The organism is Magnetococcales bacterium, assembly GCA_015228935.1.
Classification (GTDB): domain Bacteria; phylum Pseudomonadota; class Magnetococcia; order Magnetococcales; family DC0425bin3; genus HA3dbin3.
In genome coordinates, this window is the sequence record JADGCO010000100.1 from 1 (window position 1) to 14,606 (window position 14,606).

Sequence of the window (14,606 nt, forward strand, 5' to 3'; positions counted from 1 at the left end):
AGGAGGAAGGGCACAGCCCTTCCTCCTGGACCTCCATCCCAGTTTTTCATTTGTTGTTTTTTTTTTGAAATTAACGAGTTATAAGACAGTCTCTCAGGAAAAAAGGCAAACTGGTCAGGATTTCAATCCAGGAATGGCAGCCGCAAATTTTCCCTGCATGGTTGTGATGATTGTGTCGGCCAGCCCCTGAATCGTCTCTTCGGTCAAGGTCCGGTCTTCGGCCTGAAAGATGACCTCGACCCCCAGGCTTTTGCGACCAGCCGGGAGGCGGTCGCCGGTATAGAGATCAAACAAGGTGACCGAACGGATCAAATCCGGAACACACTGACGAATGGCCTGCATCAGGTCATCGGCAGGCAATTGAACATTGACAATGAAGGCAAAATCGCGGGCCACCGACGGGAAACGGCTGATGCTGACGGAATGGGCGGAAGAGATGGGCTGTTGCAGCACACGTTCCAGGTCCAGCTCAAACAGAAACAGGGGCTGAGGAATGTCGAGTCGTTCCTGGAGGGCTGGATGCATCTCTCCCAGCCAACCGAGGGTGGTTTCCTGGAACACAATTTCCGCCTTGCGTCCGGGATGCAGGAAAGAGGGGCCACCCGGTCGGTACGTGGAATCTGACAGATCCAGACCGGCCAGCAGTGCGATCACATCCCCTTTGAGATCGAAAAAATCGCAGGAACGCGGCGGCGTATGCCAATTGCGTCCAGTGGCGGAACCGCACAACAGTCCGCCAATGCGCTCGGATTCGGTGACGCTGCCTGCGGCTCCCGGCTGAAAGATGCGCCCGATTTCACACAATCGCAAACGGGAGTGACCCCGGCTGAGATTGCGGCGCGCCGTTTCCACCAGACCCGGGGCCAGAAGAGTCCGCATGACGCCCTGTTCTTCGGAGATGGGATTGAGAAGCGGCAGCGGGGATTGCTCCGGGGTATAGAGTGCCAGTTGTGTGGCGCTGACAAAGGCAAAATTGATGGTTTCAAGGTAGCCAAGCCCCACCAGAATACGCCGGCTGCGTCCCATCAAGGTGGTCAGGGGGTCGGCGGCGGGGAGGGATATGGGTCCGGTCGGCAGACGCGCCGGGACACGGTCATAGCCATGCAGCCGGACAATCTCTTCGATGAGATCTTCTTCCCGACGCAGGTCATGTCGATAGCTGGGTGGTTGATAAAAAACGACAGAGTCGGTCGGGGCCGGGGTTGCCAGGGGTTCGGCACCTACCGGGGATGGATGGGGTTGAGAAGGTACCCAGGGTTGTTTCTGGTTGATCAGGGTCTCCAGGCGGGTCAGCATGTCATGGACATTTTTGGACGGCGACTCGCTGCCCAGCATGTCATGGACATTTTTGGACGGTGGCTCGCTGCCGGATTGAGTCGGGATGAGCTGGCACCCCAGGCGGGTCAGCATGTCATGGACATCCTTGGGTGGCAGGGTGATGCCGGCCAACTGCATGGCCCGTCCATGCCGGAAAGGAATAGGCGGGGGGGCGTGGCTGGTTCCGGCATTGACCAGAAAGCCGGGTCCGGCCCGACCCCCGGCCAGATCCAGAATCAGCCGGGTTGCCCGATCCAGGGCGGGACGAACCCCTTCCGGATCGACGCCGCGCTCGAAGCGGTAGCGGGAATCACTGAGAAGTCCCAGGGTCCGACCTGTGCGGGCCGTGCGCACGGGATCGAAACAGGCCGATTCCAAAAAGATGGCCGTGGTGGTGGCGACGACACCGCTCTCTTCTCCGCCCATGATTCCGGCCAGGGCCAACGGACGGCGGCTGTCGGCGATCAGGGTCATGCCCGGGGTCAGGGTGCGTTGCATGCCATCCAGGGTGGTGATGGTTTCGCTTTCCCAGGCACCGCGAACCACCAGGGGCGGTGCCAGACGCGCCAGATCAAAGGCATGCAGGGGTTGTCCCAGATCGAGCATGAGATAATTGGTGACATCGACAATATTGTTGATGGAACGCAGCCCGACGGCTTCCAGCCTCTGGCGCAACCAGACGGGGCTGGGGCCGATCCGCACGCCGGCAATGACCCGCCCTGCATACAGAGAGCAGGCAGCGCCGTCATCGATCCGCATGGTGATCGGATGGTTTTCTCCCACGCTGGCATCTTCGGTCAATTCAAAGTTTTGTTGGCGCACATGTCTGCCGGTCAGGGCTGCCAATTCGCGGGCAATACCACGCACGCTCAGGCAATCACCGCGATTCGGGGTCAAATCCACCTCGAACAGGTGATCATGACGTCCCAGAAGCGGCGCGATGGGTCCGCCTTCGGGGGCGGTTGGGGGCAGAATCAGGATTCCTTCGGCTGTGCTGGCCAGACCCAGTTCCGACAGGGAGCAGAGCATGCCTGCCGAAGATTGGCCACGGATCAAACTTTGGGCGATCTCCATGCCGTTGGGTAGACGGGCACCCACACGGGCGACCGCCACCTTGTCACCCGGACGATGGTTGGTTGCCCCGCATACCACCTGTATCTGTTCATTGCCAATTCGCACCTGACAGACAGTCAACCGTTCGGCGTTGGGGTGGGGATCCACAGCCGTGAGCAATCCCACCTGGACCTGCTCCAATCCCTGCCCCAGATCCAGGACTTTTCCCACTTCCAGACCGGCCAGGGTCAGGCGGGTGGCGACTTCCGCCGGGGACATGTCGATATCCAGATGTTCTTTCAACCAGCGATAGGTGAATTTCATGATGCAAGTCCAAAAAAAGAATGAAAGACTGGGAAGGGGGTCCAGGGGGAAGGGCTGCGCCCTTCCCCCTGGTGGGGTTTGGGGCGAAGCCCCAACAGAAATTTTTTTTCCATTTTTCCAGGCGAACCACACATCTCAAAGCGGACCAAAACAAACCAAAACAAACAACATTCTTCAGATGGTCGCATGATTTTGCAGAAAGCGCACATCGTTATCAAACAGGGTGCGCAGATCGTCGATGCGATATTTCAACATGGCCATGCGTTCCACGCCCACGCCGAAGGCGAATCCCGAATATTTTTCCCGGTCGATGCCCACATTTTTCAGCACGACAGGATGGATCATGCCGCATCCCAGGACTTCGATCCAGCCGGTTCCCTTGCAAACCCGGCAGCCGCGACTGTTGCAAAAGATGCATCCCATGTCCACTTCTGCGGAAGGTTCCGTAAAGGGGAAGAAGGAGGGGCGGAACCGGACCGGCAGATCCCGGGCAAAAAAGTGGCGCAGAAAGGCTTCCAGCAATCCTTTCAGGTGTCCGAAGCTGACGCCGTCATCGACCATGAATCCTTCCACCTGGTGAAACATGGGGGTATGGGTCAAATCCGAATCGCAACGATAGACCCGGCCCGGGGCAATGACCCGCATGGGGGGACGACGTCCTTCCATGAAGCGGATCTGGACCGGCGAGGTATGGGTGCGCAGGACCCGGCGTTGTCCATCCGGACCTGGGGGGAGGTAGAACGTATCGTGCATTTCCCGGGCTGGATGGTCGGCGGGAATGTTCAGGGCCCCGAAATTGTGCCAATCGGTTTCCACTTCCGGACCTGTGGCCGTGGTGAAACCCACGCCCCGAAAAAATTCGCCGATTTCGCTCATGGCCCGGGTGAGGGGATGCACCCCTCCGGCGGGATGTTCCCGTCCCGGGAGGGTGATGTCCACGGCTTCGCGTTGGAGCCTTGCTTCGAGTTCCTGGCGTTTCAGGAGTTCCAGCCGGGCTGCATGCGCAAGATTGAACTCTTCCTTGATCCGGTTGGCCAGATCGCCCAGGAGAGGTCGTTCGGCAGCGGGCACGGTGCCCAGGCCGCGCAACAATTGCGTCAACCCTCCCTTGCGACCCAGAAACCGGACCCGTACCTGGTCCAGATCGGTTGGATTGTTGGCCTGTGCCAGTTCGGTCAGGGCTGTCTTGCCGAGTTGTTCCAGTTGCTCACGCATGGTCTCTCCACCCCGAAAACAACAAAGGGTTCCCTGAGTCAGGAACCCTTTGGCAGGTCTCGGTGTCGTTTGGATCCAAACCGGGTGTGACTCTCCTTTCCGGATGGAAAGGGAAAAATGATTACCTAGAGCGCCGCCTTGGCGCTGGCCACCAGTTGGGCGAACCCGTCGGGCTGGGTGATGGCCAGATCGGCGAGTACCTTGCGATCCAGGGCGATTCCTGCCTTGTTCAGGCCATCCATGAAGCGGCTGTAGGAGAGTCCGAAGGCCCGGACGGCCGCATTGATGCGGATGATCCAGAGGCTGCGGAATTCCCGTTTGCGGACTTTGCGGTCGCGGTAGGCGTACTGCAACCCTTTGTCCACCTTTTGTTTGGCGATACGGATACAACTGCCATGGCGATCCCGATAGCCTTTGGCCAGTTTGAGTATACCTTTGCGGCGTTGGCGCGACTGCACACCTCGTTTGACACGTGGCATTCTTGAATCCTTTCAGCAAGTGTTGCGGGCTGCCCTCGGTGTCAGGTCGCCCGTCAATTCATTTCGACCCTGCATGCAACCCGGAAGGATGATCCGTTCCCGAACTCACCGCAAGGGGTGCTGACGATCCCGTTGCGACGCTTCATCTGTCCGGCGCTGCAAACCTGTTTCAGGTATACCTGAATTTTTCAGTAGTGGTTGGGCAGCATGCGGTGGACGGCTGCCATGTCCACATCGGCCACCATTCCTGAGAGGCGCATGTTCCGTTTTCGTTTCTGACTTTTCGAGGTCAGAATGTGTTGCTTGAACGCTTTGTTGCGCTTGAATTTTCCGGTACCGGTCAGCTTGAACCGTTTGGCCGCACCCCGGTGTGTTTTGATCTTGGGCATGTCATTATCCGTTGAACTGTTTGCGCTGCGATTTTATTTCTTTTTTGCCGGGGCCGTCGGGGCCACCACCATGGTCATCTGGCGTCCCATCAGACGCGGTCTTTGTTCCACCTTGGCCAAGTCATCCAGGGCGGTTTCCAGGCGTCCCAGGAGGGTCATGCCGAGTTCCTGGTGAGCCATTTCCCGACCCCGGAAACGCAGGGTGCATTTGACCTTGTTGCCCTGCTCCAGGAATTTGCGAATGCTGCGCAGTTTGACATCGTAATCATGGATGTCCGTGCCCGGCCGGAATTTGACTTCCTTGGTATCGATCCGGGTTTGATTTTTGCGGGCCTGGCGCTCACGAATCGCTTTCTGGTACTTGAACTTGGTGTAATCCATGATCTTGCAGACGGGGGGCCTTGCTTCCGGCGCCACTTCCACGAGATCAAGCCCGGCTTCGAAGGCGCGGTTCATGGCCTCCGTGCGGGTGACGATTCCGACCTGCTCCGAGTTTTCATCGATCAGGCGAACCTCCGGTACCCGTATCTGTTCATTGATGCGGGTGGTGTCGGTCAGTTGGGGTCCCCGATCCTTGACTGGCTGTTTGCTTATGGCTGTTCCCTCCGGAAAAATGGTGACCACCCCGGGTTTTTTGCACCCTGTTTCAGGCACAAGCGGGGTGAAACGGTACGGCACTTTTTTTGGATCTGCCGGCTTGTGGTATCGTCCCCGACAAAAACACCTGTTCCTGGCATTATGAAGAACCCGAGAGAATTGGACAACACCCCATACGCAGGTTTCCAGGTTCCGGTTTTCCATTCATGCGGCATCACCGTCCAGGTTATTTATCCATGTGGTGGTATCGGTCATGCGGCATCACCGGCCTGGCGGATGGCTTTGCAGATATCCTCGGCCAGGGCTTCGATTCTGGTTTGGGAGTCTCCTTCCAGCATGACGCGGATTTTGGGTTCGGTGCCGGATTTGCGCACGAGGAGGCGGCCATTGCCGGCGAGTTCCTGTTCCACCTGGGTCATGATTTTCTGGACTTGCGGATCGGCGAGGGGATCAGCTCCGGGCTGAAAGCGTACATTTTTCAGAATTTGCGGGACCAGGTGCATGTCGGCGGCAAGTTCCGAGAGGGGGCGCTGGCGGGTGACCATCAATTCCAGGACCTTGATGGCCGAGACCAGGCCATCGCCGGTGGAGTTGTGATCCAGGAAGATGACGTGACCCGATTGTTCGCCCCCGAGGTTGAATCCATGTTTGACCATGTGTTCGAGGACATAGCGGTCGCCCACCTGGGTGCGGATCATGTGCAGGCCGAGTCCGGTCAGGAAGCGTTCCAGGCCCAGATTGGACATGACCGTGGTGACGACGCCTCCTCCGCGCAGGGTTCCATTGCGGTGCATCTCCTGGGTACACATGGCCAGGAGGTGATCGCCGTCGAGAACCTTGCCGTTTTCGTCGCACACGACGAGCCGGTCGGCATCACCATCGAAGGCCACGCCGACGTCGGCGCGGACTTCCTGGACTTTTTCCTGGATTTTTTTGGGGTGGAGCGAGCCGTATCCGTCATTGATGTTGCGACCGTTGGGTTCGTTGCCAATGGCCACCACTTCGGCACCCAGTTCCCAGAAGACCGTCGGGGCCACTTTGTAGGAGGCACCATGGGCGCAGTCCACCACGACGCGCAGGCCATTCAGGCGCAAGGATTTGGGAAAGGTGTTTTTGCAAAATTCAATGTAACGACCCGGTGCATCCTCGATATTGAAAGCCTTGCCCAGATCTGCCGAGAGGGGAAGATGGGCGTCCAGATTTTCCTCGAACATGATGCGTTCAATTTCATGTTCTTTTTCATCCGGAAGTTTCATGCCATTGGCGTCAAAAAATTTGATGCCGTTGTCGTGAAACGGATTGTGGGAGGCAGAGATCATGATGCCGGCATCGGCGCGCAGGGCGCGGGTCAGGAAGGCGATGGCGGGTGTGGGGAGGGATCCGACATGCAGGCAGTTGATGCCCATGGAGGTAAGCCCGGCCCGCAGGCAGGACTCGAACATGTAACCCGACAGCCGGGTGTCCTTGCCGAGGATGACTCGTTTGGGGTGTGATCCATGCTTGAGGACCACACCCGCAGCCCGCCCCAGGCGCAACACGAGCTCCGGGGTCATGGGATGGGCATTGGCCAGGCCGCGAATGCCATCGGTACCGAATAATTTTTTGCTGACAGATTTTTCCGGGGAACTGCCCATGACGGGGACCGCCTCCTGACGGCAAGAGTCGAATTCCATTTCCTTCCATTCCAGGCATGGAACATGATGCAACTTGCGCAAAAAGTCAAACTCTTTGCTGCATCACCCCGGAGTGATCCTGCGGCAACGCCCCGAACATCACCTTTTTTCGCGGGCTTTCTGTTCATCGAGCATTTTTTGGGTTGCGTCGCGTTGTTGACGGAAATCCGAGAGTTTCGCCTCGTTGCCCTTCTTGGTGCCCAACACCTCCCCCATGGCAGACATGGTATCGAGGGTGGTTTGCATGGAGTCCGTCGCGCAGCCCGTCACGAACAGGGCGACGAGTAACAATGCCGAATATTTCATGATCTTTTCCTTTTGGTTACATCAGGTCCTCAACCTGACCGGGCCATATCCCGCGATCCTCCTCAGCCCGGACAGACCGGGCCGAAGAGGAAAGGTTTGGTGTGAGCAGTCGGGAGTCCGGGTACAGGATTCTATTGAAGTTCAATGGTTACACTGGCGCGTGAACCGGGACTTTTCCGGTCATGTGGCATGTTCGGATAAACGCAATAGGATCCGGGTGCCAACACTTTCCCTTTTGCCGAGGCATCATTGGGTGTACTGTAGTTTGCCACGGTGCCGCCACCTTTGCCCTGTGTAATCCAGAATCCGCCATTGCTGCCGCTGATTCCCACGATTGCAGACTGTTTGGCCAGAGTGACCGGGCTGCATTCGAGTTTGGCGTCTGTGCCACCACCACCTGCGGTCTGTGAACCGCTGATGCTGACGCCGCCCGCAATCGCCGCACCGGCAATTCCCAACAGTCCAAATACAACAGCCACCGTTCCCGTCCTGACGACTCCGTATTTACGCATACAGGCTCCCTTGAATGGAATATGAATACAGCATGGCCTTGAAGCAGACCATCGACGCCAAAAAAAAAGCCGCAGCAGGATATGTTTCCTGACAGCAACAAGTCAATTATATAATAAAATATAATGTTGTTTTTATTTCAATATATTATATTATAAAATATAATTTCATGATTTTGAAGAACTGACGCCCTGCAGGCCACTCTTTGTTTGTGTACCTTTCAAACCGGATCGGGAATCTGTCAAAGTCTGAACCATCAGCCTTGAAAAACTTGTATTTATCTGGCGTATGATGGTTTGATATACGGACTCTCCATGGTGCCGCTGTCAGCAATTTTCATAACCTTTGCTCTGCACAGCCTGAAGGGATACTTTGGGCAAGCCTTGTTTTCCTGAATCGGGTCACATCAAAAATCAAAAACTGCCGGTTTTTCCTCAGTCACAATCTTGCTCAAATCGGTCAGGTTGACGGTACGTCTGGCCAGGAGGATAGCGAGCTGTTTATAAAATTCCCGTCCAAATTTGGCATCTTCCTGACACAGTTCTTGCAATTTGTCGCCATCCACGGCAATAAAGCGGCTGGCTCCGGAACTGATGATTTCTGCCGAGGGGTTTGATTCCAGCAACCAACTGATCTCGCCAAAAATCTGGCTTTCGATGTGTTTGAAGGTGATATCCTTGGCCGTTGCGGTTTCGATGAATTTTTTGGCCACCACCACTTTTCCCTTGACCAGGAGTAGAATGCGATTGCTCCTTTCTTTGGGAAGCACGGATAAAACCCGCGCCCCATCCTTGAAATCCAGAATTTCACAAAATTTAGCCAATCTTTCCAGTTGGAGCGGTTCAAGCCCCTTGAAAAGGTCTTTATCTTGTAACGATGCGATGGGAACCATGTGTCTATTCCTTTCTGGTTTTATGAATTGTCCGTTATCGTTTCCCGGCCATGGATACTTATCGTATTCATCCGGCAATTGACCATGCAGAGGATGCTTCAGATTCGTAACTATTGTCAACCTGCACATTCATGTTGCACACTTGTTCCCGTATTCACGAATCTGCCCATGGACCGGATTTTTTCATGGTTCACGACCCTGCATTTCCCTGTTCGCAGACTCAATTGCGTTTCTGGCTTTTGGCACGTTTTTATCCACAGACTCGATTGCGTCCCTGACTTTTGGCCTGGTAGAGATGGGCGTCGGCGGCCTGGATCAGGCTTTCCCGGGTATGGGTGGATTCCTGACCGCTTTGGGCCATGCCCATGGAGGCGGTGATGGCAGGCAGGCGCGTCCCATCGGCCTGAAAAATGGATGTTTCCCGAATGGCCTGCAACAGGTGATTGGCGACGATTCTGGCATTTTCCAGGGTGGTTTCCGGCAACAACACGGCAAACTCCTCTCCACCAAAGCGGGCCACAAAATCCTGGGGGCGGACATGTTTTTCCAGGGTACGGGCCAGGGCGACCAGGGCGCAATCCCCGCCATGGTGTCCCTGGGTGTCGTTGTATTTTTTGAAGTGGTCCACATCAAGCATGATCAGGGTTGAGGATTTGATCTCACCCCTGGTTTCCCGTTCCAGAAACTGGTTCAGGGCCTCATCCAGCCAGCGCCGGTTGAATACTCCGGTCAATCCATCCACTCGGACTTCATGATGGAGTTGCATCACCTCTTGTCGTGCCTGGGAAATGAAGTCGTTGTTGGAACGTAACCATTGGGAGAGGAGGCGCAGCAGGTTGCGGCTCAGCTTGTCGATGGAATCCACCAGTGACCACATTTGTTCCCGGGAAAATGCCAATACGGTACCGTCACTCAGGGCCTGGACAAAAGCTGAAGGTCGCATATCGTCGATGATGGAAATTTCTCCCATGGAACTTCCTCGTTCCAGGGTGCGAATGGATGGGGTTTCCAGTATCTTGATATGAACCGAATATTTCCCGGAAAGGACAATATACCAGTTTCTGTTGACAACATGCGGCGACAGGAGAATTTCTCCGGCCTTGACCTCGCGGAGAGTACCCGTATTCAGGATTTCCTGGACCGTTTCCGGTTTCAGTCCCTGAAAAAGATCAATTTTTCCAAGCTCCTCATCGGAAAAATGACAGACACCATTTGGCGACATTTCCATTTTGCTTTCCTTGCAGAAAGTTTCAATAAATATCTAATTATGCAATCGTTTCAGGAGAAATTCTGGTGCAAAATCGGCCCCATTGGCCCAGGCGATGGTTCCCAGTTCCTGATCCACACGGACAGAGGCAAATGAAGTTTTATCTTTCAGGGGAACGAACATTTCTCCCCATAATTCCGATTCAAGTTCCACCATGCCGGATGCCCCATTGTCAAACTGCAGCCACAGCCGATAATCACCCAAATATTTGACATCCGTGATATGCAACATGGTGATCACTCCAGAGGATTTATATTGAGCGGAGGAAAATGGTCATTCCAATGCATGAATATCACGATTCCAAAGAATCTGCAAAAGACTGGCATGTCATGAAACTGCCTTTATTTTGGATATTTTTTCCCTGATCAAAAGCCAGGCAAAAATGGCATTGGTCACCAGATAACGTTTCCACATGCGACGCGGCTCTTGCAGGAGACGGAAGAGCCATTCGAAGCCGAGTTTTTGCAGCCACAAAGGGGCACGTCGGGTCACACCGGCCACGACATCGAAGCTTCCCCCCACACCCATCACAAACTTGACTCCCAGGGTTTTTTGCCAGCGATGGATAAATATCTCCTTTTTGGGTGACGAGATGGCCACGAAGAGCAGTTCTGCCCCTGAATTTTGGATGGCTTTCACGACGCCCACTTCGTCATGCCAGAAATAGCCATGTTGATATCCGGCCAGGGGAAGGCTGGGATGTTTTTCTCGCAGGACTGCCACAGTACGTTCTATCACCTCGGGGCGCGCCCCCAACAGGTATATTTTGCGGCCGGTGGTGGTGGCCTGAGCGACCAGGGCCAGAAACAGGTCGATACCGGCCACCCGTTCCGGAACGGGAATGCCCAGAAAACGCGCCCCCCACACCACGCCCATACCGTCCACATTGATGATATTGCACCCATTGACGGCGGATCGCAAACCGGGATTCGAGCGCATCTGCACGAGTTTGGCCACGTTGATCACCGCATGCTGGACAAAGGTGCCTTTGGCCAGGCGGCGTTCGATTTCCGCCAAAGTTTGGGCCATGGTCCAGGGGAAAAATTCGGATCCCAGCATTGTTGCTTTGTCGGGCAGTTCCATGAAAAGAGGTACTCCATGACGTGTATTCCATTGCGGGCAGGCAAAGGATTGAGGTGGATGGTTCAACTGGACTGTGCATGCTGGACTGGATCTGTGCCGTTGATTGCCTTTGCGGGCAGGCACAGGATTGAGGTGGACAGTTCCAGGGGACCATGCATGATACACCGGAATTGCACGGTGGTGGTGGGAACGAGACGATCATAGCCGGGAGAATACCAACCGGCGGGGGGATTTTGCTGACCGCGCAGCAACAGGGGAGGCGAAGCGGCAGCATCTCCCCGCAGTTCCAGGGCTGATCCGTTGCGTTCGGCACGTATTGTGCCATCTTCATGGAGGAATACCCGGCATTTGGGATGAAAATGCCAATGTTGTTCGACATGGTGGGTTCCGGAACCGTGCAGATGATCGATGATGGTCAGGCTGCCCTCCGCTTTCCGGAAGGTGACGTGGCGTCGATGCAGCACCGGGTCGGCCAGACGCTGATAGCCGTCATGACTCCCCACCCAATGTTGCCGGTGGGCGTCCTCCTCCCATACCTCGCAGAGTGCCCGCGCCTGGCGTTGCCACAAAAATGGTCCGCCGCTGACGGATTGTTCCTGATCATCGAGGCGCACGGTGTTGTGGGCGGCTGTTCCCCGGAACCAGTTTCGCCAGGGACCTGGACGGTGGTAACTGCCGGTGCCCGGATCCACGAGAAAGGGGAAACCGCCAATGGAAAGGTGCAACGCCAGGGCATCGGCATGGCCATGGGCAGCGATGGCAAGATAGCCCAGGGGACCGGCATCCAGAAAAAGACGAATTTCGCGTTCGGTGGCAAAATCGCGGCCCAACACGGCATGACCGGCCTCGGCAAAAAACCGGCGGATTGGTTCCGGATCCTGGGTGCGGATACCGGTCGGGTCCTGGGTGCGGATACCGGTCGGGTCCTGGGTGCGGATACCGGTCGGGTCCTGAATGCGGATACCGGTCGGGTCATGGGTTGCCATGGTTCCGGTTTGTTTGACGTCCGGTTTCTGATGCCGGGCCAGGTGATGGGTGGGCATGATTTCGGGCTGTTTCGCGCACCTTGCTGGTCGTTGCAACAATCCGGCAGCGAGGCGTAAAAATTCGCGGACGGGAGAGGCCTCGCCCTGCGGGTCCAGACGCAAAACCAGACCGTCGTCGGCATCACCGTATTCCGGCAGATGCCCCCCGGCATCCATGACGGCCACAACATGGTCCACCATGTCGGCGAGGCGTTGGTGGTAGGCGGCGGAAAATTCCTGGCCGATTATTTTTCCCGCCATGCCGGCCAAAAGCAGAAATGCGCCGGTAAACAGGTGGTAGTGAATGGCCTGTTCCCGATTGACCCCATCGGCTCCATTTTGCAGCAGACACTCCCGTTCCAATATCTTGTGGGACAGTTTCTGCCATCTGCCGACCTGCGGCCAACAGGGCCAGGTGCAGGTTGCGATCCACAATCCGGCTGCCTCTCCCACCAGGTGATTGTTGGCCGAGGAGTGGGCGGAAAATCGCCAGCGAATGAAATGCATGTGCGCATGAATGGCTGCAAGCCAAGCCTGTCGCAGTCGTTCCCCCGCTGCGCCGGCGAACAAGGGGGCCTCCCAGCCTCCCAACAGATGCCAGACCGCACTCCAGTTGATCAGGCGAATTCCGGCTTCCAGGGGACTTTGCCAATTGGGACCACGACCGGGCGGGCATTGGTCAAGCCATCCCTGCAACTGCCGGCGGAAGCCTTCCAGCCAGAGGGGATTTCGGGTCAGGCTCCAGGCCTGGGCCACGGGCAGCCACTGCACATGCCGATTCAACTCCCAGACATATTTGATATCCTTGTGGGGTGTTTTTGGTTGGGTTGGGGTTTGGGTGGGTTTTTCGTCCGGCCAATGGGCATCGGCATGCCAGACTGCGGCGGCATGCAGGCGCGGATCGACATTCCATGCGGGTTCCGGGCCGACCCCGGCCTGGGCGAGACCCAGCAGGGGAAATGTCCCTTCCAGGGTGCGGGTGGCAGCGGTCAGAAGCCCTGTCGGGTCAACAGCCTGGGAAATTTGCAGCCAGGCGGGTGTGCGCGTTTTCCGGGGTGGTGGGGGGTGGGAACCGGGAAGGAGCCGGTAATGCCCGGCCCATCGCACGATCATTTCTTGCAGGCGATGTCCCATTTCGGCCAGGGTCATGGCCTGCAAGCGCCGCCAATACCAGCCGAGGGGGTGCATCATAAAAGAGTCACCTGGCAAAGTCTTTCATGCCAATATTGATTTCGATGTTTGAAAACGGCCACCGTTCGACATTCAAGTCCAATATTCAAGGCCAACATTTGGATTTGTCATTCGAGTATTTCATGAATGGGAACCTGGGCGATACCCAGACCATGATAGATGGCCCCGAGTTGCTGCACAATTTTTTCCGGGGCATGTTGCGCGGCCCGTTTTTGGCCGGCCTGTCCCATTTGTTGTGCCAGGAGAGGATTGTCCAGCAGTTCGGCAAGGGCAGAGGTCAGGGCGGGAATGTTTTCCGGTGGTATCATGCGGCCCTCCAGACCATCGGTCAGCAGATCGGGAACTCCGCCGACCCGGCTGGCCACCACGGGTATGCCCTCCGCCATGGCTTCCAGAATGGAGATGGGGACGCCCTCCATGTGGGAGGGGAGGACGAAAATTCCGGCCTGGGCCAATAGTCGGGCTTTTTCTGTTCCGGCGACCCAGCCGGGCAGATGGCTTTGATCGGCCATGCCGGCGGTTTGCAGGGCGGTCAGGACACCTTGCCGGTCTCCAGCCCCGGCCAGTATCAGACGCAAGTGGGGAAACCGGTGCCTGAGAGGTGCGACGGCCCGGATCAGATCGTATACCCCTTTTTGTGGTTCCAATCGTCCCAGAAACAGCAGGGTTGCCGGTTCCCGGACAACGTTTTCGACGGATACGCCGGGCGGAGTTGGATTGGGCACCACCACCACCCGGGCGGTGGGGGCGATTTCCTGAATGCGGGTCACCCAGCTTTCCGACAGGGCGACCACCTGCTGGCATTGTTCCAGGAGGGTGGTGATGGCCTGGCGGGTTTTGCCGGGAGACTCCTGATACCAATCGGCAAATCCGCCACCATGCAGATGATAGAGAACCGGCACTCCCCGCGCCAATGCCATCCGGATCAGCAGCGATTTGCGACGGAAGGAGGCGCGGGAGGCACCCAATACGTGCAGCAGGGCCACGTTCTCGGTTGCCAGCATGCGCCGGAATCTCCAGATGGCGACCACAAAAACCAGCAATTTTTTCAGTTTGTGGCCATCCTTGTGGGTAGGCAGAAACAGGATTGGCCACTGGTCAAAAAGCCCGGCCTCCTGCCAGATGCGGACCACGGCAGCCACGCCCCCTTGTTGATCGGGGGCGGTTCCTGCCATGACGATATGGCCTTGTGGCATCAGAAAAAACTCCAAAAAAACGTATCAAAACAGGAAACGTTTGAAAAACTGGGATGGAGGTCCAGGAGGAAGGGCTGTGCCCTTCCTCC

At 56.6% G+C, this 14,606-nt stretch carries 14 protein-coding genes; all 14 read right to left on the reverse strand.

Annotated features, from left to right (window positions below):
• Positions 1 to 114: 114 nt before the first annotated feature.
• The 14 genes from HQL65_17370 to HQL65_17435 all read right to left on the reverse strand — a co-directional run bounded on the left by HQL65_17370 (position 115) and on the right by HQL65_17435 (position 14,517).
• On the reverse strand, positions 115 to 2,694 hold the full coding sequence (locus HQL65_17370) for a phenylalanine--tRNA ligase subunit beta (protein ID MBF0138005.1): 2,580 nt from the start codon (positions 2,692 to 2,694) through the stop codon (positions 115 to 117).
• Between the two features lie 174 nt (positions 2,695 to 2,868).
• On the reverse strand, positions 2,869 to 3,909 hold the full coding sequence (gene pheS, locus HQL65_17375; GenBank protein MBF0138006.1) for a phenylalanine--tRNA ligase subunit alpha: 1,041 nt from the start codon (positions 3,907 to 3,909) through the stop codon (positions 2,869 to 2,871).
• 125 nt (positions 3,910 to 4,034) lie between these two features.
• Positions 4,035 to 4,388 (reverse strand): 50S ribosomal protein L20, encoded by a 354-nt coding sequence (gene rplT / locus HQL65_17380; protein MBF0138007.1) that lies wholly within the window; start codon positions 4,386 to 4,388, stop codon positions 4,035 to 4,037.
• Positions 4,389 to 4,576: 188 nt separating this feature from the next.
• Positions 4,577 to 4,777, reverse strand: coding sequence for a 50S ribosomal protein L35 (gene rpmI / locus HQL65_17385; GenBank protein ID MBF0138008.1), 201 nt, complete (start codon positions 4,775 to 4,777; stop codon positions 4,577 to 4,579).
• A gap of 33 nt (positions 4,778 to 4,810) precedes the next feature.
• On the reverse strand, positions 4,811 to 5,578 hold the full coding sequence (locus HQL65_17390; protein MBF0138009.1) for a translation initiation factor IF-3: 768 nt from the start codon (positions 5,576 to 5,578) through the stop codon (positions 4,811 to 4,813).
• Positions 5,579 to 5,625: 47 nt separating this feature from the next.
• Entirely contained in the window at positions 5,626 to 7,008 is a 1,383-nt protein-coding gene (locus HQL65_17395; protein MBF0138010.1) for a phosphoglucosamine mutase, read from the reverse strand.
• 138 nt (positions 7,009 to 7,146) lie between these two features.
• Positions 7,147 to 7,353 (reverse strand): hypothetical protein, encoded by a 207-nt coding sequence (locus tag HQL65_17400; GenBank protein ID MBF0138011.1) that lies wholly within the window; start codon positions 7,351 to 7,353, stop codon positions 7,147 to 7,149.
• 131 nt (positions 7,354 to 7,484) lie between these two features.
• Positions 7,485 to 7,865: a hypothetical protein gene (locus HQL65_17405; GenBank protein ID MBF0138012.1), complete on the reverse strand. Its 381-nt coding sequence runs from the start codon at positions 7,863 to 7,865 to the stop codon at positions 7,485 to 7,487.
• 404 nt (positions 7,866 to 8,269) lie between these two features.
• Positions 8,270 to 8,755 (reverse strand): hypothetical protein, encoded by a 486-nt coding sequence (locus HQL65_17410; protein MBF0138013.1) that lies wholly within the window; start codon positions 8,753 to 8,755, stop codon positions 8,270 to 8,272.
• 250 nt (positions 8,756 to 9,005) lie between these two features.
• A complete protein-coding gene (locus tag HQL65_17415; protein ID MBF0138014.1) occupies positions 9,006 to 9,983 on the reverse strand; it encodes a GGDEF domain-containing protein in 978 nt (325 codons plus the stop codon).
• A gap of 33 nt (positions 9,984 to 10,016) precedes the next feature.
• Positions 10,017 to 10,253, reverse strand: coding sequence for a DUF2442 domain-containing protein (locus tag HQL65_17420; protein ID MBF0138015.1), 237 nt, complete (start codon positions 10,251 to 10,253; stop codon positions 10,017 to 10,019).
• Positions 10,254 to 10,349: 96 nt separating this feature from the next.
• Positions 10,350 to 11,081, reverse strand: coding sequence for a WecB/TagA/CpsF family glycosyltransferase (locus HQL65_17425; GenBank protein MBF0138016.1), 732 nt, complete (start codon positions 11,079 to 11,081; stop codon positions 10,350 to 10,352).
• Positions 11,082 to 11,167: 86 nt separating this feature from the next.
• The gene (locus HQL65_17430) at positions 11,168 to 13,321 is read right to left on the reverse strand and encodes an alginate lyase family protein (GenBank protein MBF0138017.1); all 2,154 of its coding nucleotides are present in this window, start codon (positions 13,319 to 13,321) and stop codon (positions 11,168 to 11,170) included.
• Positions 13,322 to 13,428: 107 nt separating this feature from the next.
• Positions 13,429 to 14,517: a glycosyltransferase family 4 protein gene (locus HQL65_17435; protein MBF0138018.1), complete on the reverse strand. Its 1,089-nt coding sequence runs from the start codon at positions 14,515 to 14,517 to the stop codon at positions 13,429 to 13,431.
• Between the last annotated feature and the right edge of the window lie 89 nt (positions 14,518 to 14,606).